The 23,706-nt window shown below is 71.9% G+C and carries 20 protein-coding genes; 10 read left to right on the top strand and 10 right to left on the bottom strand.

Going from position 1 to position 23,706, the window contains the following annotated elements; all coding sequences use genetic code 11:
* Nucleotides 1-4: 4 nt before the first annotated feature.
* Entirely contained in the window at nt 5-1,171 is a 1,167-nt protein-coding gene (locus ACZ6BB_RS33820; protein WP_471618932.1) for an NADH-quinone oxidoreductase subunit D, read from the bottom strand.
* A gap of 25 nt (nt 1,172-1,196) precedes the next feature.
* Here ACZ6BB_RS33820 and ACZ6BB_RS33815 point away from each other — a divergent pair, with 25 nt between their 5' ends.
* Nucleotides 1,197-1,703, top strand: a complete 507-nt coding sequence (locus ACZ6BB_RS33815; protein ID WP_471618931.1) for a PH domain-containing protein — start codon at nt 1,197-1,199, stop codon at nt 1,701-1,703.
* Nucleotides 1,704-1,852: 149 nt separating this feature from the next.
* The gene (locus ACZ6BB_RS33810; protein ID WP_471618975.1) at nt 1,853-3,157 is read left to right on the top strand and encodes a PH domain-containing protein; all 1,305 of its coding nucleotides are present in this window, start codon (nt 1,853-1,855) and stop codon (nt 3,155-3,157) included.
* 142 nt (nt 3,158-3,299) lie between these two features.
* Here ACZ6BB_RS33810 and ACZ6BB_RS33805 read toward each other — a convergent pair whose 3' ends face one another.
* Both ACZ6BB_RS33805 and ACZ6BB_RS33800 read right to left on the bottom strand, forming a co-directional pair.
* On the bottom strand, nt 3,300-5,402 hold the full coding sequence (locus tag ACZ6BB_RS33805; RefSeq protein WP_471618930.1) for a hypothetical protein: 2,103 nt from the start codon (nt 5,400-5,402) through the stop codon (nt 3,300-3,302).
* 259 nt (nt 5,403-5,661) lie between these two features.
* A complete protein-coding gene (locus ACZ6BB_RS33800) occupies nt 5,662-6,789 on the bottom strand; it encodes an alpha/beta hydrolase (protein WP_471618929.1) in 1,128 nt (375 codons plus the stop codon).
* Nucleotides 6,790-6,957: 168 nt separating this feature from the next.
* Between ACZ6BB_RS33800 and ACZ6BB_RS33795 the strand changes: the two genes are divergently transcribed.
* The 6 genes from ACZ6BB_RS33795 to ACZ6BB_RS33770 all read left to right on the top strand — a co-directional run bounded on the left by ACZ6BB_RS33795 (nt 6,958) and on the right by ACZ6BB_RS33770 (nt 12,049).
* Complete coding sequence (locus ACZ6BB_RS33795; protein WP_471618928.1) at nt 6,958-8,838, top strand: phosphatidylglycerol lysyltransferase domain-containing protein; 1,881 nt, start codon at nt 6,958-6,960, stop codon at nt 8,836-8,838.
* A 117-nt stretch (nt 8,839-8,955) separates the two neighbouring features.
* Entirely contained in the window at nt 8,956-9,822 is an 867-nt protein-coding gene (folP, locus tag ACZ6BB_RS33790) for a dihydropteroate synthase (RefSeq protein ID WP_471618927.1), read from the top strand.
* Nucleotides 9,819-10,322 carry a nuclear transport factor 2 family protein gene (locus tag ACZ6BB_RS33785; protein WP_471618926.1) on the top strand — a complete coding sequence of 168 codons (504 nt, stop codon included), beginning with the start codon at nt 9,819-9,821 and terminating at the stop codon, nt 10,320-10,322. The genes folP and ACZ6BB_RS33785 overlap by 4 nt, the downstream gene beginning before the upstream one ends.
* A 150-nt stretch (nt 10,323-10,472) precedes the next feature.
* Nucleotides 10,473-10,832 (top strand): dihydroneopterin aldolase, encoded by a 360-nt coding sequence (gene folB / locus ACZ6BB_RS33780; RefSeq protein WP_471618925.1) that lies wholly within the window; start codon nt 10,473-10,475, stop codon nt 10,830-10,832.
* Nucleotides 10,829-11,440, top strand: coding sequence for a 2-amino-4-hydroxy-6-hydroxymethyldihydropteridine diphosphokinase (gene folK / locus ACZ6BB_RS33775; RefSeq protein ID WP_471618924.1), 612 nt, complete (start codon nt 10,829-10,831; stop codon nt 11,438-11,440). The genes folB and folK overlap by 4 nt, the downstream gene beginning before the upstream one ends.
* A gap of 123 nt (nt 11,441-11,563) precedes the next feature.
* A complete protein-coding gene (locus tag ACZ6BB_RS33770) occupies nt 11,564-12,049 on the top strand; it encodes a DUF3180 domain-containing protein (protein ID WP_383889133.1) in 486 nt (161 codons plus the stop codon).
* Nucleotides 12,050-12,115: 66 nt separating this feature from the next.
* Here ACZ6BB_RS33770 and folE read toward each other — a convergent pair whose 3' ends face one another.
* The 6 genes from folE to dacB all read right to left on the bottom strand — a co-directional run bounded on the left by folE (nt 12,116) and on the right by dacB (nt 20,046).
* Nucleotides 12,116-12,721: a GTP cyclohydrolase I FolE gene (gene folE / locus ACZ6BB_RS33765; protein WP_471618923.1), complete on the bottom strand. Its 606-nt coding sequence runs from the start codon at nt 12,719-12,721 to the stop codon at nt 12,116-12,118.
* A gap of 194 nt (nt 12,722-12,915) precedes the next feature.
* The gene (gene ftsH, locus ACZ6BB_RS33760) at nt 12,916-14,931 is read right to left on the bottom strand and encodes an ATP-dependent zinc metalloprotease FtsH (protein WP_471618922.1); all 2,016 of its coding nucleotides are present in this window, start codon (nt 14,929-14,931) and stop codon (nt 12,916-12,918) included.
* 178 nt (nt 14,932-15,109) lie between these two features.
* Nucleotides 15,110-15,670 carry a hypoxanthine phosphoribosyltransferase gene (hpt, locus tag ACZ6BB_RS33755; RefSeq protein ID WP_471618974.1) on the bottom strand — a complete coding sequence of 187 codons (561 nt, stop codon included), beginning with the start codon at nt 15,668-15,670 and terminating at the stop codon, nt 15,110-15,112.
* Between the two features lie 95 nt (nt 15,671-15,765).
* Nucleotides 15,766-16,932 (bottom strand): tRNA lysidine(34) synthetase TilS, encoded by a 1,167-nt coding sequence (gene tilS / locus ACZ6BB_RS33750; protein ID WP_471618921.1) that lies wholly within the window; start codon nt 16,930-16,932, stop codon nt 15,766-15,768.
* Nucleotides 16,933-17,123: 191 nt separating this feature from the next.
* Entirely contained in the window at nt 17,124-18,248 is a 1,125-nt protein-coding gene (locus tag ACZ6BB_RS33745; RefSeq protein ID WP_471618920.1) for a zinc-dependent metalloprotease, read from the bottom strand.
* Nucleotides 18,249-18,396: 148 nt separating this feature from the next.
* On the bottom strand, nt 18,397-20,046 hold the full coding sequence (gene dacB, locus ACZ6BB_RS33740; RefSeq protein WP_471618919.1) for a D-alanyl-D-alanine carboxypeptidase/D-alanyl-D-alanine endopeptidase: 1,650 nt from the start codon (nt 20,044-20,046) through the stop codon (nt 18,397-18,399).
* 79 nt (nt 20,047-20,125) lie between these two features.
* Here dacB and ACZ6BB_RS33735 point away from each other — a divergent pair, with 79 nt between their 5' ends.
* Together ACZ6BB_RS33735 and ACZ6BB_RS33730 are read left to right on the top strand one after the other, a co-directional pair.
* Entirely contained in the window at nt 20,126-20,614 is a 489-nt protein-coding gene (locus ACZ6BB_RS33735) for an inorganic diphosphatase (RefSeq protein WP_013001685.1), read from the top strand.
* Nucleotides 20,615-20,801: 187 nt separating this feature from the next.
* Entirely contained in the window at nt 20,802-22,478 is a 1,677-nt protein-coding gene (locus ACZ6BB_RS33730; protein ID WP_471618918.1) for a threonine/serine exporter family protein, read from the top strand.
* Nucleotides 22,479-22,585: 107 nt separating this feature from the next.
* On the opposite strand, the gene ACZ6BB_RS33725 is transcribed toward ACZ6BB_RS33730, so the two are convergent.
* Nucleotides 22,586-23,554, bottom strand: coding sequence for a DedA family protein (locus ACZ6BB_RS33725; protein WP_471618917.1), 969 nt, complete (start codon nt 23,552-23,554; stop codon nt 22,586-22,588).
* Nucleotides 23,555-23,706: the final 152 nt, after the last annotated feature.

The raw sequence follows: 23,706 nt of genomic DNA, 5'->3' as shown, positions 1-23,706 counted from the left end.
GGCCCTACTTGTCGATGTCCCCGACCACGAAGAACAGCGAGCCCAGGATCGCCACCATGTCCGCCACGAGGGTGCCCGGCAGCAGTTCGGTGAGGGCCTGGATGTTGTTGTACGAGGCGGAGCGGAGCTTGAGGCGGTACGGGGTCTTCTCGCCCTTGCTGACGAGGTAGTAGCCGTTGATGCCGAGGGGGTTCTCGGTCCAGGCGTAGGTGTGGCCCTCGGGCGCCTTGAGGACCTTCGGCAGACGCTGGTTGATCGGGCCGGGCGGCAGGTCGGCGAGCCGGTCGAGGCAGGCGTCGGCGAGGGCGAGGGCGTTGTGGGTCTGCTCCAGGAGGCACTCGAAGCGGGCGAGACAGTCGCCCTCCTCGCGCGTGACGACCTTCAGGACGTCCTGGAGCTCGCCGTACGCCAGGTACGGCTCGTCGCGCCGCAGGTCGAGGTCGACGCCGGAGGCGCGGGCGATCGGGCCGCTGACGCCGTACGCGTGCACGGCCTCCGGAGAGAGGACGCCCACGCCACGGGTACGGCCCCGGAAGATCTCGTTGCCGAGGACCAGGTCGTCGAAGACGCCCATCCGGGAGCGGACGTCCGTGACCGCCGTACGCGCGCGTGCGGTCCAGCCGGCCGGAAGGTCCTCCTTGAGGCCCCCGACGCGGTTGAACATGTAGTGCATGCGCCCGCCGGAGATCTCCTCCATGACGTTCTGGAGCTCCTCGCGCTCCCGGAACGCGTAGAAGACCGGGGTGATGCCGCCGAGCTCCAGCGGGTAGGAACCGAGGAACATCAGGTGGTTCAGGACCCGGTTCAGCTCGGCGAGGAGCGTGCGCGTCCAGACCGCGCGCTCGGGCACCTCCATGCCGAGCATGCGTTCGACGGCGAGGACGACGCCGAGCTCGTTGGAGAAGGCGGAGAGCCAGTCGTGGCGGTTGGCGAGCATGATGATCTGGCGGTAGTCGCGCGCCTCGAAGAGCTTCTCCGCGCCCCGGTGCATATAGCCGATGACCGGCTCGGCGTGCTGGATCCGCTCGCCGTCGAGGACGAGCCGCAGCCGCAGCACACCGTGGGTGGACGGATGCTGCGGGCCGATGTTGAGCACCATGTCCGTGCTCTCGGCGGCACCGCCGATACCGACCGTCGTCTCTCGGGTCTCCGTCGGGGGAGTCATGGACACAGTCTGTCGTACGTACGCTGGCGGAATGGAGACGGGGACCTTGGAGGACGGCGCCGGGCGCGCGGACGGCGAGCCGGTCTGGACGGGACTGCCGCGCGGGCTGCTGCGGATGAGGCGGCTGCTGCTGGTGGTGTGGCTGGTACCGCTCACGATCGCCACGGCCGTGCTGCCGGGCTGGCTGGCGGGCCCGGCCTGGGGGGCGTTCGCGCTGCTGCCGCTGGGTGCGCTGCTGTGGGGCTGGCCGATGATCGGCCGTAACTGGCGGTCCTGGCGGTACGCCGAACGCGTGGACGACCTGCTGATCAGCCGGGGGGTGCTCTGGCGCGAGGAGACCGTGGTGCCGTACGGACGCATGCAGCTGGTCGAGGTGACCTCCGGGCCCGTGGAACGGCACTTCGGCCTGGCGAGCGTCCAGTTGCACACGGCCGCGGCGGCCTCGGACGCCCGTATACCGGGCCTCGAACCGGCCGAGGCCGAACGCCTGCGCGACCATTTGACCCAGCTGGGCGAGGCTCGATCGGCAGGGCTGTGACGGTGCCGGCGCGGGACGCGCACGACACGCCCCGTGCGGACCGGCCGGAGGACGGGGCGGAGGCCGGGGCGGAGGCCGCCGGCGGGGCGGCGGGGACCGGGGACGGGGACGGCGACGGGGAGGTCACGGAGACGAAGGGCGGCGATGGGGTGGACGGGGCGCCGGTCGTCGAGCACCGGCTGCATCCGGTGACGCCCCTGCGGCGGGCCTGGGCGCCCGTGGCGGTGCTGATCGGGTGGGCCGTGCACGATCCGGACGGGGCGCAGCGCAATCTGATGCGGCTCGAGACGACGACGCTGCTGATCGCGCTCGCCGTGTTCATCCCGGCCGCCGCCCTCTACGGTTTCCTGACCTGGTGGTTCACCCACTTCGCGGTGACCGACAGCGAACTGCGCATCCGTACCGGCCTGTTGTTCCGCCGCACCGCCCACATCCGCCTCGAACGCATTCAGGCCATCGATGTCACCCGCCCGCTGCTGGCCCGGATCGCGGGTGTCGCCAAGCTCAAGCTGGACGTCGTCGGCACCGACAAGAAGGACGAGCTGGCCTTCCTCGGCGAGGCGCACGCCGGCGCGCTGCGGGCCGAACTCCTCGCCCGTGCCGCCGGTTTCGCGCCGGAGACCGCGCACGAGGTCGGCGAGGCGCCCGTACGGCAGCTGCTGAAGGTCCCGGCGGGCGTGCTGGCCATGTCCCTCGTCCTGACCGGCGCCACCTGGGGATCCCTGGTGGCCGCGGTCGTCGTGCCGTCCGTGCTGTGGTTCGCCACGGAGAGCGTGTGGACCGTCCTCGCGACCGCCCTGCCGCTGCTCGGCGCGGCCGGGGCGAGCAGCGTGGGGCGGTTCGTCGGGGAGTACGACTGGACGGTCGGCGACTCCCCCGACGGGCTCCGCATCGACCACGGGCTCCTCGACCGGGCCCACGAGACGGTCCCGCCCGGCCGTGTGCAGACCGTACGCATCGTCGAACCGCTGCTGTGGCGGCGCCGCGGATGGGTCAGGGTCGAGCTGGACGTGGCCGGCTCCTCGAACTCCGTCCTCGTGCCGGTCGCGCCGCGCGAGGTGGCCGAGGCCGTGATCGCGCATGTGCTGCCCGGGGTGGCCGTGCCGGACACGGCGGCGCTCGTCCGGCCGCCCGGCCGGGCCCGGTGGTGCGTGCCGTTCTGGTGGCGGGGGTACGGACTCGCCGTGAGCGACGCGGTGTTCGCGGCGCGGCACGGCCTGCTGCGGCGCCGGCTCGACCTCGTACCGCACGCGAAGGTGCAGAGCGTACGGCTGTCGCAGGGGCCCTGGCAGCGGTACCGGAAGCTCGCCGACGTCCATGTCGACACCGGCGCCGGCAAGACCGTGACCGCGCGGCTGCGGGACGCGGGCGAGGCGGCGGAGCTGCTGCGGGCCCAGGCGGAACGATCCCGCACGGGGCGGCGGGAGGCCCTGCCGGACCGGTGGATGGTGTGAGGGCGGGTCGGGGGCGGGAGACACGTGGGGCGCCCGGCGGCTGATGCCGGGCGCCCCAGGGGACCTGTGTCGCGACGCGGTCGCCAGGGTCTGTCCGACCGTTCCCGTCCGCCTCGCGACGACGGGAAATGTCAGAGAGGCCCTAGGAGGCCGCGGTGCGCAGGCCCTGCAGGTCGATCTGTTCCGTCTCGTCGTGGGCCGTGAGGTCGATGACCTGGCCGACACCGCGGGACGCCTCGTCGGCCGGCTTGAACCGGGCCTCGGACTCGGCCTTGTGGAGCGCGAGGGCCTCCTGGCCGACCACGTCGGCGAGGTCCTCGTTCTGCACGGCCTCCAGGGCGTCCGCGCCCTTCTGCGTACCGAAGAAGTCGAAACCGCCCTCGACGGCCGCCCGCCGCTGCGGCGTGGCCGGCACGACGGCCACGGCGGTGGGCACCGTGAAGTGACCGGCCGGCGGAAGCACGGGCAGCGCACGCCCCGACGGCTCCACCCGCGTCAGCTCACCCACCCCCGTCGAGGGTGCCGGAGCGGAGACCGCGGGTACGGAGTCGGCGGCCGCGCGTTCGTGTCCGCGGACCGCCACGGACTTCCCCGCCGCGTCGTCCTCCTCCGCGGTGAGCACGGCAGCGGTGTCCTGCGCCGGCTCGGCGGAACGTCCCTGCCGGGTCCCCCCGTCGGTCGGCCCGTCCGGGTCGCCCTTGGGCGAGGGCCCGTTGGGTGAACCGCCCTTCGGCTCCCGGCCCTTGGCGGCCGCGTCGCCGGTCGTCCCGCTCGGGACGGACGCGCCGGCGGACGCTTCCACCGGCTCGACCGGCTCGACCGGCTCGACGGGCTCGACGGGCCGTTCGCCGACGGGGGGCGCGTCGGTGCCGGCCTCCGTGTCGGCGGCGGGCGCGGGCTCGGCCTCCTGCTCGGGCTCGGCGGCGTTCTCCCCTGCGGTACGGGCGCCTTCGGCCTCCACGCCGGCGTGCGCTTCCGCCTCGTTGCCGGGGTCGACGACTTGGGGCTCGGGCTCAACGGCGGACTCGGACACCGGCTCGGGCTCGGGCTCGGGCTCGGGGGCGGGCTCGGGGGCCTCGGCTTCGGTCGTGGCCGCGGTCTCGGCCTCAGCCTCGGCCTCGTACGTGCTCGGCGTCCCGGTCTCGGGCCCGACCGCGGCCGCGGCCTCCTCGTCGCTCCCGGGCAGGGTCTCGGGCTCGGTCTCACCGGCGGTCCCGGAACCCTCTCCCTGGTCCTCGTCCGAGCCCCGCTGGGTGATGATCCGGTCCAGCGCCGAGTTGGCGCGCAGGAAGAGCCCGGACCCGGACGGCGAGAACACCGGGGCGCTGGCCGAGTTCTCCCCGGCACCTTCGAGAGGGTTTTCCCCGGACCCGGAGTCCGCCTCGTCCGTCCCGGCGTCGATCGGCGCGTCCTCGTCGGACGGTTCGACCTCGGCGGCCCCGTCTGCCCCGGCGGCCGCGTCGCCGTCAGCCACGTCCCCGTCAGCCGCGTTCCCATCGGCCGCCGAACCGCCCGCGCCCTCCCCGGCCGGGGCAGCCACAGCCCCGTCCTCCGGCGCGTGCTCCGACGCCTCCGACTTCGCTGCCTTGGCGGTCCTGGCCGCCTCCACCGCTTCCGCCGCCTTCGCGGCGGCCTTGGAGGCCGTCTCCCACGAAGCCCACGGCGCCCCCGCCGACGGAACGCCCTGCGGCGGCACCGGCGATGCCTCGGCCGCCGGGCGCGCCTTGTCGCTCGCGCCCGCGTCCTCGCCCGCACCGGCCACCGCCGGCTCCCGCGCCTCCTCCGGGGCGGTCGCCTCGATCTCCAGCAGGCGGCGGCCCTCCAGGGCGCTGGCCCGCTCGGTCTCGGCGGTGGCGTAGCGGCGCAGCAGCGCGGCGTGTTCGTTGCGCAGACCCGCGAGTTCGGTGCGCTTGGCGCGGAGCTTGTGCTCCAGCTTGGTCCGCACCTCGCGCGACTCGTCGAGGTCGGTCTCCAGCTCGGCGACCCGCTCCTCGTGACGCCACTCGTCGCTCGCCCGCGCGCGCGTGAGGTCGGCGACGCGTTTGCCCGCCTCGACGTCCCAGCGGCGCATGACCGCCGCGCCCACGGCCGCGGTCGCCGCCGCGACGGCGGCGGTGACCCGGAGCACGGACGGCTCGGAGAACACCCAGGGCCCGAGGGCGCAGACGAGCGAGACGCCTGCGATAGCCGTGGGGGGCAGCAGCCTGTGCAGAGGAGGTGAATGGCGGTGACGTCCACGTGGCATGGCCAGAAACTTACCGCGCGTAGGCGAATGATGGTGGCCCGGGCCGTAAAAACTCAGCCGCCCCTCTCACCTCTCACAAGCCCTCACAAGCTCCCTCACCGCGGGTGCGCCAATGCGCCCACCGGCAACTCCTCTGTTGGATCAACCCCATGGAATCCGGATACGCCTTGGCCACATCTGTCGCTCCCCTCCGGCCGGTGAATTCCGCCGAATTGCCGGCGCTCTCGCCGTCCCCTCCACACGCCTGCCCGCACGCCCCTCACCGGTCGCTCAGCCGCCCGCTCATCCACTGCAGAGTCGCCGGGATCTCCCGCCGCCACGTGTTGAAGTTGTGTCCGCCGCTGTCGAGGATGATCGACGAGATCCGTGTCGGCTGCTTCTTCCGCGCCAACTCGATGAACTCGGACGTGGAGTTGTAGTCGGTCTCTCCCTGTTTGCTGCTGGTGACCAGCAGAGAGGTGTCCGGCGCCGGTCTGTGCCGGAGATACCAGAAGAGATCCGCCTCGTTCCGCAGCGTCTTGTCCCCGTGGAAGAGATCGCCGGTCGTCGGGTCGCTCGGCGCCGCGTAGTAGGGCGAGAGACCCGCCCCGGCGGCGTACACCCGGGGGTGGTGCATGGCCAGTTTCAGCGCACAGTAGCCGCCGGTCGAGTCGCCGACGATGCCCCAGCTGCCGGGCTTCCTGCCGACCCTGTAGTGGTGGCCCACGGCGTCCGGCAGGTCCCGGGCGAAGAACGACTCGGCCGCCGGTCCCCCGGGGACGTCCACGCACTCGGTGTCGCGCGGCGGCGCCACCGTCGGCCGCAGCATGACCAGGATCATCGGCTGGGCCGCGCCCTCGCGGGCCAGCCCGTGGGCCGTCCGCGGATAGTGGAGGCCCTTGACGAGCGCCTCGGCGGTGCCGGGGTAGCCGGTGAGGACCACGACGGCCGGAAAGGTCCGGGTGCGGTACCGGGCCTGGAAGTACTCCGGCGGCAGATACACGTAGGCGGGGGTGGCGATCCGGGTCGTACGGCCGGCGATCTCGACCTTCTGGATCTGGCCGCCGAGCTGGGGGCGGGCGCCCCCGGTCACGTCCACCGGCCGGGTGCCGAGGACCCGCAACGGCCCGCCGCCGGTGCCGGCGCCGTCGTGGTCGACGACCACCCCCTGGCCGGTCTCCCGGCCGAGGAGGTCGGCCCAGCTGGCGTAGAACCCGAAGGCCTGGTTCGCGACGAGACCGACGCAGGCGAAGAGGGCGGTCTGCGTGGCCAGCAGCACGGCGATCCGGCCGCCGACCGCCCGCCAGCCGCGGCGGGCCAGTCTCGGCCACAGCCACACCGTGCCGACGAACAGCAGCACGGCGGACAGAACCGCCAGGGCCAGCACGTTGTTGCTCGTAAGACCCATCGAGTTGTCCCCCGCCGACCTTTCTTTCCTTGTCTTTTGCTTTCCTTGGGTTCAGCTTTCCGTTGGAGAGTGAACCTCCCTCGCCACGGCGCCGTCCTAGAGGGCGCAATGTCGCCGGATGCCGGAAAGGCACCGGATCCAAGCTCACTCGCGGAACAACGGGATGCGATGTCTGTCAGGACAGATGGGGAAAAGTCGGGCGAGGTTCCGGTTCGTTCGGACCGCCTCCCGGCGAGCGCCGTCGGGCGCGGATACGGCGCCGTGCGCGGCGCGCTGCGCGGGCCGCGCCCCGAGGCCGTGCCCGCCCTGGTCGCCAGGGCCTGCACGCTCGTCGGGCTGGTGGACATCGCCGCGGGCGTGTTCCCGCGCTTCCGCAACAGCCGGATGCACGCGCTGGCCGAGGTGCTCCCGGGCGCCCTCGGCCCGTTCGCGGCGGCCCTCTCCCTGAGCGTGGGCGTCCTGCTGCTCCTGCTCGCCCACGGCCTGCGCCGGCGCAAGAGGCGCGCCTGGCGCGCGGCCGTGATCCTGTTGCCGGCCGGGGCGATCGCCCAGTTCACCTACCGTCACTCGCTCGTCGGTGTCCTCGTCTCGGTCGCGCTGCTCGTCCCGCTCCTGCGCCACCGCGAGGAGTTCCGCGCCCTGCCCGACCCGACCAGCCGTTGGCGGGCCCTGGCCAACTTCGTGCTGATGGGCGCGGGTTCGATCGTCCTCGGCCTGCTCGTCGTCAGCGCCCACCCCGGTCGCATGGTCGGCGACCCGAGCCTCGCCGACCGGCTGGAACACGTCATCTACGGCCTGTTCGGCTTCGAGGGCCCGGTCGGCTACCTCGGCACCACGTCCTGGACGGTGGCCTTCTCGCTCGGCGCCCTCGGTCTGCTGACCGCGATCACCACCATCTACCTGGCCTTCCGCCCCGAACACCCGGCGGCCCGCCTCACCGACGACGACGAGGCACGGCTGCGTGCCCTGCTGGACCGGCACGGCGGCCGCGACTCCCTCGGCCACTTCGCGCTCCGCCGCGACAAGGCGGTCGTCTTCTCCCCCAGCGGCAAGGCGGCGGTCACCTACCGCGTGGTCTCCGGGGTGATGCTGGCCAGCGGTGACCCGATCGGCGACGTCGAGGCCTGGCCCGGGGCGATCGAACGGTTCATGGACGAGGCCAAGGCCCACTCCTGGACCCCGGCCGTCATGGGCTGCTCGGAGACGGGCGCCGAGGTGTGGACCCGCGAGACCGGCCTCGACGCCCTCGAACTGGGCGACGAGGCGGTGGTGGACGTCGCGGATTTCTCCCTCGCCGGACGCGCGATGCGCAACGTGCGTCAAATGGTGAAGCGCATCGAGCGGCTCGGTTACGAGACCCGGGTCCGGCGCGTCCGTGACCTCGGCGAGGCCGAGCTGGAGCGGATCCGGCGCGCCGCCGAGGACTGGCGCGGCACCGACACCGAGCGGGGCTTCTCCATGGCGCTGGGCCGCGTCGGCGACCCGGCCGACGGGGACTGCCTCATCGCCACCGCCCACCGGGCCGACGAGGCCCCGGGCGCGTACGGCGACCTGAAGGCCGTGCTCCACTTCGTCCCCTGGGGCCCCGACGGCGCCTCCCTGGACCTGATGCGCCGCGACCGCTCGGCGGACCCCGGCATGAACGAACTCCTCATCGTCGCGGCCCTCCAGGCGGCCCCCCGTCTGGGCGTCGAGCGGGTGTCCCTGAACTTCGCGATGTTCCGCTCGGCCCTGGCGCGTGGCGAGAAGATCGGCGCGGGCCCGGTGCTGCGCGCGTGGCGCGGGCTGCTGGTGTTCCTGTCCCGCTGGTTCCAGATCGAGTCCCTGTACAAGTTCAACGCGAAGTTCCGCCCCCGCTGGGAGCCGCGCTTCGTCGTCTACGCCGCCTCCCGCGACCTGCCCCGCATCGGCCTCGCCGCGATGCAGGCCGAGGGATTCGTCCACCTCGCCCTCCCCCGCGTCCTGCGCCTGCGCGCGAGGGCCCACCGGCCGTGCGCCCACTCGGTGGCGGAGCGGAGCGTGAGCGAACAGAACGTCCGCGCGGCCTAAGCCGTGCCGGCGGACCCGAACGCGCGGAACCGGCCCGGGCGGGGGCGGCGGCCACTCCGTGCCGGACAGCCTCGGCTCGGGTCATGGCCGGCGGCGCCGTGGGCCTAGGCTTGACGCATGAGCATGCAGAACGGGCGCGGCCAGGTGGCCGGAATGCCCGTGTGGGACCGTTGCGCGGTCATGGGGGTCGTCAACGTCACCCCCGACTCGTTCTCCGACGGCGGCCGCTGGTTCGACACCACGGTGGCGGTCAAGCACGGCCTGGACATGGTCTCGGAGGGCGCGGACCTGGTGGACGTGGGCGGTGAGTCGACCCGCCCCGGCGCGGCCCGGGTCGACGAGGCGGAGGAACTCCGCAGGGTCGTCCCGGTCGTCCGGGGACTGGCCTCCGAGGGCGTGACCGTCTCCGTGGACACCATGCGCGCCTCCGTCGCCGAACAGGCGCTCGCCGCCGGTGCCGCCCTCGTCAACGACGTCAGCGGCGGCCTCGCCGATCCCGCGATGATCCCGGTGGTCGCCGACGCGGGCGCCCCCTTCGTGGTGATGCACTGGCGCGGCTTCCTGGAGGGCGGCAACATCAGGGGCGTCTACGAGGACGTCGTCGCCGAGGTGACACGGGAGCTGCACGCGCGCGTGGAGGCCGTCCTGGAGGGCGGTGTCCGGGCGGACCGCGTCGTCGTCGACCCGGGCCTCGGCTTCTCCAAGGACGCCGAACACGACCTCACCCTCCTCGCCCACCTCGACCGGCTGCTCGGCCTCGGCCACCCCCTGCTGGTGGCCGCGTCCCGCAAGCGGTTCCTCGGCCGGGTGCTGGCGGGCCCGGAGGGCGCTCCGCCGCCGGCGCGCGAACGGGACGCCGCGACCGCCGCCGTGTCGGCCCTGGCCGCCCGGCAGGGCGCCTGGGCGGTCCGGGTGCACGAGGTCCGCGCCACCGCCGACGCGGTCCGCGTGGCCCGCGCCGTCGAAGGGGCCCGGGAGCGGTGAGCGCTCCCCACACCGACGTCGAACAGGTCGAACTCGCCAACCGGGCCTTCTACGAGGCCATGGAACAGGGCGACTTCGAGACGCTTTCCTCGCTCTGGCTGGTCCCGGCCGACGTGGGCGTGGACGAGGAGTACCACGACCCCGCCGAGACGGGCGTGATCTCCTGCGTGCACCCCGGCTGGCCGGTGCTGACCGGGCGGGGCGAGGTGCTGCGGTCGTACGCGCTGATCATGGCGAACACGGAGTACATCCAGTTCTTCCTCACCGACGTGCATGTGTCGGTCACCGGGGACACCGCGCTCGTCACCTGTACCGAGAACATCCTCAGCGGCGGTCCGGCGCCGGACGGCAGTGACGAGCTGGGGCCGCTCGTGGGTCAGCTGGTGGTGGCCACGAACGTGTTCCGGCGCACGTCCGACGGCTGGAAGCTCTGGTCGCACCACGGCTCCCCGGTGCTGACCGAAACCGATGACGACGAGAGCGAGGACACACCCTCCTGACGGGGTAGGCGGTCCACCCGGGTCCACGTGCGTGAGCGTTGTCGTCGCTCGCAGGTAGATTCGAAGGTGGCCGGTGTGCCGACCGCGTACGGACGACACGGACGAGGCGGGTGGCACCGGCCGTTCCCGACGACTGCAGGAGTGATTCGCGTGGATCGTGTCGCGCTGCGTGGCCTCAGGGCCCGTGGACACCACGGGGTGTTCCCGCACGAGCGCGAGGAGGGCCAGACCTTCGTGGTGGACCTCACGCTCGGCCTGGACACCCGGCCGGCCGCCGCCGACGACGACCTGGCGAAGACCGTGCACTACGGGATCGTGGCGGAGCAGGTCGTCGCCATCGTGGAGGGCGAGCCGGTGAACCTCATCGAGACGCTCGCCGAGCGCATCGCCCGGGCGTGCCTGGGGCACGACGGGGTGCAGGAGGTCGAGGTCGCCGTCCACAAGCCGAACGCCCCGATCACCGTCCCCTTCGACGACGTGACCGTCACCATCACCCGGAGCCGAGTATGACCGCGTCCTTCACCGAGGGTCAGAGCGACCCGACCGTACAGCCGGTGCCCGCCTCCGTCGTGCGGAAGGTGGACGAGGCCGACTCGACCCTGCACAACCCCCGCCGGGCGGTGCTCTCCCTCGGCTCGAACCTGGGCAACCGGCTGGAGAACATCCAGGGCGCCATCGACGCGCTGGAGGACACGCCGGGCGTCCGCGTCAAGGCCGTGTCGCCGGTGTACGAGACCGAGCCGTGGGGGGTGGCACCGGGGAGCCAGCCCTCGTACTTCAACGCGGTCGTCGTCCTGAAGACCACCCTGCCGCCCTCCTCGCTGCTGGAGCGGGCCCAGGCCGTCGAGGAGGCCTTCCACCGGGTGCGGGACGAGCGCTGGGGGCCGCGCACGCTGGACGTCGACATCGTGGCGTACGCCGACGTCGTCTCCGACGACCCGCTGCTCACCCTGCCGCATCCACGCGCGCACGAACGGGCCTTCGTCCTCGTCCCCTGGCACGACGTCGACCCCGACGCCCTGCTGGTGGGCCGCGGCCCGGTCGCGGTGCTCCTGGACGGTGTCGCGCGCGAAGGCGTGACACCCCGCGCCGACCTGGAACTCCACCTGCCCGCGTAGTCGTTAAGGTCTACCGGGTCGGGATCATCCCCGACACCGCCGGGACCACCGGCCGGGCCGACCACCCGGCGCCCGTGGACCCGGCTTCCGTGGACCATCCATCGGACTCGTCGAAGGGGCATCGTGAAAGAGCTGCGCATCCGGACGCTGGCCGCGGTGTTCGTCGTGGCGGGTGTGCTGTCCTGGGCCGGGGCCCGGCTGTGGAACTCGGTGGACACCCTGCCGAGCGTCCCGCTGGCCGCGCCCATCGTGCTCGCCCTGATCGCCGCAGTCCTGACGGCCACCGCGCTGTCCCTGCGCAATCGGCTCAAGGCCCAGCGGGAGCGCCGGCCGGGCGCCAAGGGCGTGGAGCCCCTGATGGCCGCCCGCGCGGTCGTCTTCGGCCAGGCCAGCGCCCTCGTCGCCGCCCTCGTCGCCGGGATGTACGGCGGGGTCGGGATCTTCCTCCTGGAGTCCTTGGAGGTCCCGGCCCGCCGCGACCAGGCCATCTACGCCGGATTCTCGGTCCTCGCGGGCATCGCCGTCATAGTGGCCGCCTTCTTCCTGGAGCGCGTCTGCAAGCTCCCGGAGGACGACGACACGGGCGGCGGGGCGGCCCGGGCGACGTAGAGCGCCCCGTCCGAAGGACCCGCGGGTCAGCGGGTCAGCGGGTCAGCGGGTCAGCGGGTCAGCGGGTCAGCGGGCCATGATGAGGCTCATCGCCTCGTTACGGGTGGCCGCGTCCCGCAGCTGGCCGCGTACGGCCGACGTGATGGTCTTCGCGCCGGGCTTGCGGATGCCCCGCATCGACATGCACATGTGCTCGCACTCCACGACCACGATCACCCCGCGCGGCTCCAGGATCTCCATCAGCGAGTCGGCGATCTGCGTCGTCATCCGCTCCTGCACCTGCGGCCGCCGGGCGTAGACGTCCACGAGCCGGGCCAGCTTGGACAGACCGGTGATCTTTCCGCTGGTGGACGGGATGTACCCGACGTGCGCGACGCCGCGGAAGGGGACCAGGTGATGCTCGCAGGTGCTGTACACCTCGATGTCCTTCACGAGCACCATCTCGTCGTGCCCGAGGTCGAAGGTCGTGGTCAGCACGTCCTCGGGCTGCTGCCACAGCCCCGCGAATATCTCCTGGTACGCCCGCGCCACCCGCGCCGGCGTCTCCTTGAGCCCCTCCCGGTCGGGATCCTCGCCGACCGCGATCAGCAGCTCCCGCACGGCGTTCTCGGCGCGCTTCTCGTCGAACTCGCCGATGGCGCGCCCACCGTTCAGCGTCACGGGGTCGGTCATGCTGTGCCTCGCTCCTGAGCCGAGCATGCGACGCGCACGGCCACGCGTCTCATTTTTCGGCCATGTACCGGTTATACGAAAATGCCGTGCCCCCCAGGCTAGAACCTGGGGGGCACGGCATTCATTCCGGGCCTGGTGAGGAGTCCGGGCCGGGAGCCGGGGCTCCCGGTGGCCGGTTCTCACCGGGTGAGGCGTCAGCTCTCCGCGTTCTCCTCCGGAGCCGCGTCGACGGGCGCCTTGGTGGTGATCGCCGGCGTCGCACCGTTCGCGCCGTTCGTCAGTGCCAGCTCCCGGGGGGAGAGCACCGGCGGACGGGTGGAGGGGGTGCGGCGGGACGAGCCGGTCCAGGCGGGCCGGGGCGGGCGCTTGACGATGGGGGCGAAGATCTCGGCGATCTGCTCCTTGCCCAGCGTCTCCTTCTCCAGCAGCTGGAGCACCAGGTTGTCGAGGACGTCGCGGTTCTCGACCAGGATCTCCCAGGCCTCGTTGTGCGCGTTCTCGATGAGCTTCTTGACCTCTTCGTCCACCAGCGCGGCGACCTCTTCCGAGTAGTCGCGCTGGTGAGCCATCTCACGTCCGAGGAACGGCTCGCTGTTGTCGCCGCCGAACTTGATGGCGCCGAGACGCTCGGTCATGCCGTACTGGGTGACCATCGCGCGGGCCAGGCTGGTGGCCTTCTCGATGTCGTTCGACGCACCGGTGGTCGGGTCGTGGAAGACCAGTTCCTCGGCGGCACGGCCACCCATCATGTAGCCGAGCTGGTCGAGCATCTCGTTACGGGTGGTCGAGTACTTGTCCTCGTCCGGCAGGACCATCGTGTAACCGAGGGCACGGCCCCGGGACAGGATGGTGATCTTGTGGACGGGGTCGGAGTTCGGTGAGGCCGCCGCGACCAGGGCGTGACCGCCCTCGTGGTACGCGGTGATCTTCTTCTCCTTGTCCGACATGATCCGGGTCCGCTTCTGCGGGCCCGCGATCACACGGTCGATCGCCTCGTCCAGCATGTGGTTGTCGATCAGCTTCTGGTCGCTGCGGGCCGTCAGGAGCGCGGCCTCGTTCAGGACGTTGGACAGATCGGCACCCGTCATGCCGGGGGTGCGGCGGGCGACGGCGCCGAGGTCGACGTCGGGCGCGACCGGCTTGCCCTTCTGGTGGACCTTGAGGATCTCCAGACGGCCCTGCATGTCCGGGCGGTCGACGGCGATCTGACGGTCGAAGCGGCCCGGGCGCAGCAGCGCCGGGTCGAGGATGTCCGGGCGGTTCGTGGCGGCGATGAGGATCACACCGCCCTTGACGTCGAAGCCGTCCATCTCGACGAGCAGCTGGTTCAGCGTCTGCTCGCGCTCGTCGTGACCACCGCCGAGGCCGGCGCCGCGGTGGCGGCCGACCGCGTCGATCTCGTCGACGAAGACGATCGCCGGGGCGTTCGCCTTGGCCTGCTCGAAGAGGTCACGGACCCGGGAGGCACCGACACCGACGAACATCTCGACGAAGTCGGAACCGGAGATCGAGTAGAAGGGAACGCCCGCCTCGCCGGCGACGGCACGCGCCAGCAGCGTCTTGCCCGTACCGGGCGGGCCGTAGAGCAGCACACCCTTGGGGATCTTGGCGCCGACGGCCTGGAACTTGGCCGGCTCCTGCAGGAACTCCTTGATCTCGTGGAGCTCCTCGACCGCCTCGTCCGCACCGGCGACGTCAGAGAACGTCGTCTTCGGGGTGTCCTTGGTGATGAGCTTGGCCTTGGACTTCCCGAAGTTCATGACCCGGGAGCCGCCGCCCTGCATCTGGTTCATCAGGAACAGGAAGACGACGACGATCAGGACGAAGGGGAGCAGGGACAGCAGGATGCCGACGAAAGCGTTCTGCTTGGTCGGGGAGACCGTGTAGCCGTCGGGGATCTGCTTGTTCTGGAACTTGTCCTGCAGGGTGTTGGCGAGGGTGACGCCCTGGTCGCCGATGTAGCTCGCCTGGATCTTCGAGCTGTCCTCGATCTTCTGGCCGTCCTTGAGCTGCACCTTGAGGAGCTGCTCTTCGCCGGTGGTCAGTTTGGCTTCTTTGACCTTGTTGTCATTGATCGCCTGGACCACCTGGCCGGTGTCCACCGTCTTGTAGCCGCCGGACGAGCCGACGACCTGCATCAACACGACCACGGCAAGGACGGCCAGCACGATCCACATGACTGGCCCACGGAAGTATCGCTTCACGTCCATCCATACGGAGCGGTGCCGCCCCGTCCCTCCTGCCATAGTGAGTTTGATAAAAGACTGTTCTTCGGACGGTACCCCAGCATTGTCACCCGAAGCCGCAGGGGACTGTCGGCAATCCCGTCCTCGCATGCTCCAACGGCGCGAAACCCGCTGGGGTTCCCGAGCGTCTTACGGGAGTTGTTCAGCCGCCGTAGACGTGGGGCGCGAGCGTACCGACGAACGGGAGGTTGCGGTACTTCTCGGCGAAGTCGAGGCCGTAGCCGACGACGAACTCGTTGGGGATGTCGAAGCCGACCCACTCCACGTCGATGGCGACCTTGGCGGCGTCGGGCTTGCGCAGCAGGGTGCAGATCTTCAGGGACTCGGGCTCGCGGGAGCCGAGGTTGGAGATCAGCCAGGACAGGGTCAGGCCCGAGTCGATGATGTCCTCGACGATCAGGACGTGCTTGCCCTTGATGTCGGTGTCGAGGTCCTTGAGGATCCGCACCACACCCGAGGACTGGGTGCCCGCGCCGTAGGAGGACACGGCCATCCAGTCCATGGTGACCGGGGTGGACAGCGCCCGGGCGAGGTCCCCCATGACCATGACCGCGCCCTTGAGCACTCCGACGATCAACAGGTCCTTGCCCGCGTACTCCGCGTCGATCTTCGAGGCCAGCTCGACGAGCTTGGCGTCGATCTCTTCCTTGGTGATGAGCACCTCTTTGAGGTCGGCACCCATGTCTTTCGCGTCCACCCGCATCACTTTCGGTCGGTCGTCCCAGGGCCGGCCCCGGACGCTCGCACCCCGTGCGGGGGGTTCGGGGCCCCGTGTGAGGGCCCCTTCGGCGTCCGGATTCAGCCTTGCCGAATCACCAGTCTGCCACCCTGGCGCTGGGCGACGACCCGGCCGGGGAGATTGATGGCCCCCTGACCGCGCCATCCGGTGATGAGCCGGTCGACCTCCTCGATGTGCCGGGCGAAGAGGGAACCGGCCGGGGCACCGGCCTCGATCGCGACCCGGCGCAGGATCCGGCGGCGCACGGCGGGCGGCAGTGCGTAGAGCTTCGCGCACTCCAGCTGGCCCGCGGCGTCCCGGACGCCGGGCTCGGCCTGACGGGCCCAGGTGTCGAGGGCGTCGGCGTCGTCCCGGGACAGCCGGGCCGTACGGGCGAGGGCCTCGACGACGCCCTTGCCGAGCGCCTTCTCCAGGGCGGGCAGGCCCTCGTGGCGGAGCCTGGACCGGGTGTAGGCGGGGTCGGCGTTGTGCGGGTCGTCCCACACGGGCAGCGACTGGACCATGCAGGCCTTGCGGGCGGTCTGCCGGTCGAGCTGCAGGAAGGGCCGGCGGTAGCGGCCGTCGGCCCCCGAGACCGCGGCCATACCGGACAGGGAGCGGATGCCGGAGCCCCGGGCGAGACCGAGCAGGACGGTCTCGGCCTGGTCGTCGCGGGTGTGGCCGAGCAGGACGGCGGCGGCCCCGTGGCGTTCCAGGGCGGCGTCGAGGGCGGCGTAGCGGGCGTCCCGGGCGGCGGCCTCGGGGCCGCCGTCGCGGCCGACGGTCACGGCCACGGACTCGGCCGGGTCCAGGCCCAGTTCGCGCAGGCGCAGGACGACTTCCTCGGCGCGCAGGTCGGAGCCGGGCTGCAGGCCGTGGTCGACGGTGATGCCGCCGGCGCGGACGCCGAGCTTGGGCGCCTCGAACGCGAGTGCGGAGGCGAGGGCCATGGAGTCGGCGCCGCCGGAGCACGCCACGAGCACGAGCGGCCGCTCGTCCCCGGTGTTCCCGGGGCGCGGGGCACCCGGGCGCGCGGACGCGCCGCGCCTGACGTCGATGGGTACGGCCGCGGGGGGTACGGCCGTGGAGGGCGCGGGCGCCGGTTGTGCGCCCGTGTCCGACGGCACGCCGGGGATCGCGCGGGCGGGCGCGTGCGGGGTGGCGTGGGTGTGGAGTTCGGTGAGGAGGTCGTGGAGTACGCGGCGGACCGCCAGGCGTATCGCCGCGACCGCGGGGTGGGGACCCATGTCCGGTTCCCTTCATGAAATTGTCGGGAGGTGAGCCCGAGTTCGGTCACTCAGAGTGTGTAGATGGTGACAGAACCGGGCCGTTCCCCGAGCATTGCACGCCTACCCCTCGCTCACGGTCCCTCGGACGGGTGATTGGAGGTGCGTTCGCCTGCCGTCGGCCGGTTTCGTTCACCACGCTCACGCGTGGCTCACGACTCAGCCTTGCGATGCACCCGCGCGACCCAGTCCGCCGGTTTGGCGATCTCCGCCTTGGTCGGCAGGGTGTTCGGGGAGGTCCACACGCGGTTGAAACCGTCCATGCCGACCTGTTCGACGACCGCCCGTACGAACCGCTCGCCGTCCCTGTACTGCCTGAGCTTGGCGTCCAGGCCGAGCAGCTTGCGCAGGGCCTGGTCCAGGCGGGAGGCGCCCTTGGCGCGCCGTTGCTGGAACTTCTCGCGGATCTCGGCGACCGAGGGCACGACGGCCGGGCCGACGCCGTCCATCACGTAGTCGGCGTGGCCCTCCAGGAGGGACATGACGGCGGTCAGCCGGCCGAGGATCTCGCGCTGCGAGGGGGTCTGCACCAACTCCACGATCGAGTGACCGTCGTCGCCCGCCTCTCCCTCGGGCCGGCCACCCGCGAGTGACTGGGCGGCCTCCCGGATCCGCTCCAGGAAGGTCGTGGGGTCGACCTCGGTCTCCGCCAGGAACGACTGGATTTCACCCTCCAGGTGGTCCCGCAGCCAGGGGACCGCCGTGAACTGGGTCCGGTGGGTCTCCTCGTGCAGGCAGACCCAGAGGCGGAAGTCGTGGGGGCGGACGTCGAGTTCACGCTCCACGTGCACGATGTTCGGCGCGACGAGGAGCAGCCGGCCTCCGCCGTTCTCGCCCGCCGGCAGTTCGCGGGTCGCCGGGGCGAACGTCTCGTACTGGCCGAGGACCCGGGAGGACAGGAACGACAGGAGCATGCCCAGCTCGACGCCCGTGACCTTGCCGCCGACCGCGCCGAGAACGGCCCCGCCCGGGGTGCTGCCGCGCCGTTCCTGCATCTTCTCCAGCAGCGGTTTCAGCAGCTCCCGGAAGCCGGCCACGTTGGCCCGGACCCAGCCGGGCCGGTCCACGACGAGGACGGGGGTGTCGTCTCCGGTGTCGGGCAGCATCCGCGTGAAGGCGCGGACGTGCTCCTCCGACGCCCTCGCGTGCCGGCGGAGCTCCGCGACGATGGCCCTGGCCTCGTCACGGCTCACCTCGGGGCCCGGCCGCACGAGCCGGGTCGCGGTCGCCACCGCGAGATTCCAGTCGACCATCTCGGCACCACCGATACGAGTCATGTCGTCAACCGTACGTGAGCGCTGCCGCTTGGGGCAGGCCGTGGGGAGGGGGCATCGCGGCCGGGGGTACGTGCGGGTGAGTGGGGGCTTCTCGCGCGGTTCCCCGCGTCCCTGGAGGTAGGGGCCCCGTCCCTGCCTCCCCGCGGCCTCAGCGACAGCCGCAGGTCGCCAGCGTCGAGGTGGCGTCGGTCAGGGCCTTCTTGGCGAGGTCGGTGTCGGCCGTGTCCGTCTCCGTGGCGAGGAAGGCGAAGGCGAGCAGGCGGCCGTCGGCGTCGACGACCGTGCCGGCGAGGGTGTTGACGTTGCTCAGGGTGCCGGTCTTGGCGCGGACGACGCCGGTGCCGGTGGCGTCGCTGGAGTAGCGGCCGCGCAGGGTGCCGGTGAAGCCGGCGACGGGCAGGCCGGTGAGGACGGAGCGGAGTTCGGGGTGGGCGGGGTCCGCGGACCTGGCCAGGAGGGCGGTGAGGAGGTCCGGGGTGAGCCGGTTGCCCCGGCTCAGGCCGCTGCCGTCCGCGAACGCGACCCTCGCGAGGGGCAGTTCCAGCTTCTTCAGCTCGCTCCTGATGGCCGCCGCGCCGCCGTCGAAGCTGGGCTTCTCGCCCGTCGCGAGCGCGACCTGGCGGGCGAGGGCCTCGGCGATGTCGTTGTCGCTGTGGGTGAGCATGCGCTCGACCAGGGCCGACAGGGGTGGCGAGGAGACGGCGGCGAGTTCCGCGGCGTCCTTCGGCGCCCGTGCGGGGCCTTCCGTCCGCGCCTCGATGCCCCGCTCCTCCAGGAGGTCCGCGAACGTCGCGGTCGCGGCCGCCGCCGGGTCCGGGTCGCGGTCCGCGCTGCCGCTGGACGAGTCGTTGAGGCGGGCCTCGTCGGCCATGAGCGGGACGACCAGGGCGAGATTGCCGTTCGGGCCGATGGTGTGCTGCTCGGGGCCCTCGTAGAGGGAGGTGTCGTAGGTGAGGGTGATCTTCTTGAGGTGACGCTTGTCCAGGGCGGCGGCCGTCCCGTCGGCGAGGGCGCGCAGGCTCGCGTAGCCGTCCGTGTCCTTGTGCGCGGTGACGGTGGGATCGCCGCCGCCGACGAGGACGGCCTCGGCGGAGCCGGGCGCCAGGACCACGCGGGTCTTGAGGCGGTGGTCGGGGCCGACCGCCGAGAGGGCCGCGACCGCCGTGGCGATCTTGGTGGTGGAGGCGGGGGTCAGGGCGTCGTCCGCGTTCTGGGCGTACAGCTGTTCGCCGGTCCTGACGTCGACGACGGCGGCCGCGCGGCGGGGGCCCAGGACGGGGGCCTTCAGGAACGGGTCGAGGGCGGCGGCCAGGGCGCCGGACTCGGGCAGGGAGTTCGCGCCGGAGGCGCCGTCCACACCGGCCAGCACGGCGGGGGCGCTCGGCGCGGCCTTGGGCGCCCCCGCCGTGCCGGACGACCTGCCCGAGCCGCGCCCGTGATCTGCGCCACCCTGACGGGCCCCCGATGCGGCCCGGTCGCGCTCGGCCGTACGCTGACCGGAGGAGTCCCAGGGTCCGGCGGCGGTCACCGCCCCGGCCGAGAGCACCAGCCCCAGGGTGGCCGCGCCGGCGGTGAACTGGAGGGTCGTGAGCTTCTTCGTGCTCCCCACGAGCTGCGAAGAGCGTGCCGTGACGGCGCTCGTGACGCGTTCGACGCCGGGTTTCACCACCCGTGCGACGCGCGCGGCACCGGGCCGTACGGCGCGCGTGACGCGCGCGATCCCCGGTTTCACGCTGTGCGCGACCCGCGCCACATGCGGTCTCGCGGCCCGCCAGACCTTCGGCTCCCGCACGACCACCAGCCCCTTTCGCGATCACCCACCTGCGTGAGGGACACTTAACCACCAGAACTATGTGTTGATCATGGAGGAGCCACCGGTGGAGTTCGACGTCACGATCGAGATTCCGAAGGGTTCGCGGAACAAGTACGAGGTGGACCACGAGACCGGTCGGATCCGCCTGGACCGTCGACTCTTCACCTCGACCGCCTACCCGACCGACTACGGCTTCGTCGAGAACACTCTCGGCGAGGACGGCGACCCGCTGGACGCGCTGGTCATCCTGGACGAGCCGACCTTCCCGGGCTGCCTCATCAAGTGCCGCGCGATCGGCATGTTCCGGATGACGGACGAGGCCGGCGGCGACGACAAGCTGCTGTGCGTCCCGGCGACCGACCCGCGTGTGGAGCACCTGCGTGACATCCACCACGTCTCGGAGTTCGACCGCCTGGAGATCCAGCACTTCTTCGAGGTCTACAAGGACCTGGAGCCCGGCAAGTCCGTCGAGGGTGCCGACTGGGTCGGCCGCACCGAGGCCGAGGCCGAGGTCGAGAAGTCGTACCTGCGCTTCAAGGAGCAGGGTCACTGACCCCGGCCACACTTGTCGGCTGATCGCACGAACGGGCCGCGTGACCCCTGGAGGGGCGCGCGGCCCGTTCGCGTACCGGTGTGTGTCGGTGCGCATACTGAGGCGTACCGAGGTGTCGTTCAGGGAGTGCGGCGAAGTGGGTGTGACGAAACCGGGGAAGCACGGACCCGGGGAGGGCCGTAAGCCGGTGTCGGACGAGGCGGGCGAGGCGTTCGTGCCGGTGGGCCTGACGCTGGGCATCGACGGCGACGCGTCGGTGACCTCGGAGTTCCAGATCCCGGCCGGGCTGGACGTACCGCCAGCCGGGGCCGAATCGGAGGCACAGACGACCTCCGAGTTCGCGCTGCCGGAGGGTCTGGCGCCGCCCGAGCCGGTGGCGACGGAACACGAGGGGTCCGCCTTCAGCGTGCCGCGCACCTACAGCGCGCGGCACGCGCCGGTCGCCTTCACACCGGCGGGCGGGATTCCGGCGGTCAGTCTGACCAAGGACGTGCCGTGGCAGGACCGGATGCGCACGATGCTCCGGATGCCGGTGGCGGAGCGCCCCGCGCCGGAGCCGCCCGCGCGTGCGGAGGGCGACACGGGGCCGGCGGTACCGCGCGTGCTCGACCTCACACTGCGTATCGGGGAGCTGCTGCTCGCGGGCGGTGAGGGCGCGGAGGACGTGGAGGCGGCGATGTTCGCCGTGTGCCGTTCCTACGGCCTCGACCGCTGTGAGCCGACCGTCACCTTCACCCAGTTGTCGGTCACCTACCAGCCGTCGCTGGTGGACGACCCGGTCACGGCGGCCCGGATCGTGCGCCGCCGGGCCACCGACTACAACCGTCTGGCGGCCGTCTTCCATCTGGTGGACGACCTCAGCACCCCGGAGAGCGCGATCTCCCTGGAGGAGGCATACCGGCGGCTCGCGGAGATACGGCGCAACCGGCACCCGTATCCCGGCTGGGCGCTGACCGGGGCGAGCGGACTGCTCGCGGGCGCCGCGTCCCTGCTGGTCGGCGGCGGGGTCGTCGTCTTCATCGCGGCCGCGCTGGGCGCGATGCTCGGCGACCGGCTGGCCTGGCTGTGCTCGGGGCGGGGGCTGCCGGAGTTCTACCAGTTCCTGGTGGCGGCGATGCCTCCGGCGGCGATCGGAGTGGCCCTGACGGTGACGCACGTGGACGTGGCGGCGTCCGCCGTGATCACCGGTGGGCTCTTCGCGCTGCTGCCCGGGCGGGCGCTGGTCGCGGGTGTGCAGGACGGGCTCACCGGCTTCTACATCACCGCTTCCGCCCGGCTCCTGGAGGTCATGTACCTCTTCGTGGGCATCGTGGTGGGAGTGCTGCTCGTCCTGTACTTCGGCGTGAAGCTGGGCGCCGAGCTGAACCCGGACGCGGCGCTCGGCAGCGCGGACCGTCCGCTGTTGCAGCTCGGGGCCTCGATGCTGCTGTCGCTGACCTTCGCGGTCCTGCTCCAGCAGGAACGATCCACCGTGCTGGCGGTGACCCTGAACGGGGGCGTCGCCTGGGCCGTGTACGGGGCCATGCACGAAGCGGGCGGGATCTCCCCGGTGGCCTCCACGGCGGTGGCCGCGGGGCTCGTGGGGCTGTTCGGGCAGCTGCTGTCGCGGTACCGGTTCGCCTCCGCGCTGCCTTATACGACCGCGGCGATCGGACCGCTGCTGCCGGGCTCGGCGACGTACTTCGGGCTGCTGGCGTTCGCGCAGAACGACGTGGACGCGGGCCTGGTGTCGCTGACGAAGGCGGCGGCGCTGGCGATGGCCATCGCGATCGGGGTGAACCTCGGGTCCGAGGTCTTCCGGCTGTTCCTGCCGGGCGCCGCGCGGGCGGGCCGGAAGGCCGCGAAGCGCACCAGGGGTTTCTGAGCGCCTGAGGGCTCGGGGGTCCGGGCGCGTCGGCGGGTGCGGGTTCGTCGTGGTGGTTCGCACGGTTCCCCGCGCCCCTCAGGAGCGGGGCGCGGGGCCTTGGCCGCTCAGTACTGCGGGTAGTCCTGGCCCCGGTACCCCTGCTGGTTCTGGTTCGGGGGGTACTGGTTGCCCTGGGGGTACTGCTGGGCGTACGGCTGCTGCTGGGGCTGCTGGTAGCCGTAGTCCTGGTGGCCCTGGCCCTGGTCGCCCTGGTGCCCCTGGTTGCCGTGGCCCTGTTGCTGGTAGCCCTGGTGGTCGTAGCCCTGCTGCTGGTAACCCTGGTTGTCGTAGCCCTGGTTGGGGTCGTACGGCTGCTGCTGGGGCCGGTCGGACGACGGGACGCGGCGCAGCTGGGTCGTCGCGTCGTCCATGGCCGGGGCGGCGGGGGGCTGTTGGGACTGCTGGGGCTGGTTCTTCTTCGCCTTCCTCGCCTTGAGGAGTTCGATGACGATCGGGAGCACCGAGATGAGGACGATGAGGATGAGCATCGCCTCGATGTTCTTGCGGACGAACTCGATCTGCCCGAGCCAGGAGCCGAGGAGCGTGACACCCGCGCCCCAGAGGATGCCGCCGACGATGTTGAAGATGAGGAACGTGCGGTACCGCATGCCGCTGACGCCCGCGATGATCGGCGTGAACGTCCGCACGATGGGCACGAAGCGGGCCAGGATCAGGGACTTGGGCCCGTGCTTCTCGAAGAACTCGTGGGCCTTGGTGACGTTCTCCTGCTTGAACAGGCGGGAGTCCGGCCGCTTGAAGAGCGAGGGGCCCACCTTCTTGCCGAACATGTAGCCCGCCTGGTCGCCCAGGATCGCGGAGACGCAGATCAGCACGATGGCCAGCCACAGCGGGAAGTCCAGCGTCTTGGCCGTGATCAGCATGCCCGCCGTGAACAGCAGCGAGTCGCCCGGCAGGAAGAAGCCGATGAGGAGGCCGGACTCGGCGAACACGATCAGGAGCAGGCCCCAGATACCGAACGAGTCGAGCAGATAGTCCGGATCCAACCAGCTCGGTCCGAGGGCGATCGTCGTCACGGTTCCGGGCTCCTGGGGGTGAGAGAACGTGCGGGCCTGTGGGCGGGGGCCCACGGCGGTGGGGCCCACAGGGGTGACCAAAGCTATCAACGCACGGTCACCCCGCTAGGTTCCACCGGCTCCCCCAGGGTGCCCTGTGGCCGCACTGAGAC

This window comes from Streptomyces sp. NPDC041108 (assembly GCF_055592645.1).
Note: the sequence above shows the minus strand (reverse complement) of the source record. Positions and strands in the feature narration are given on the sequence as shown.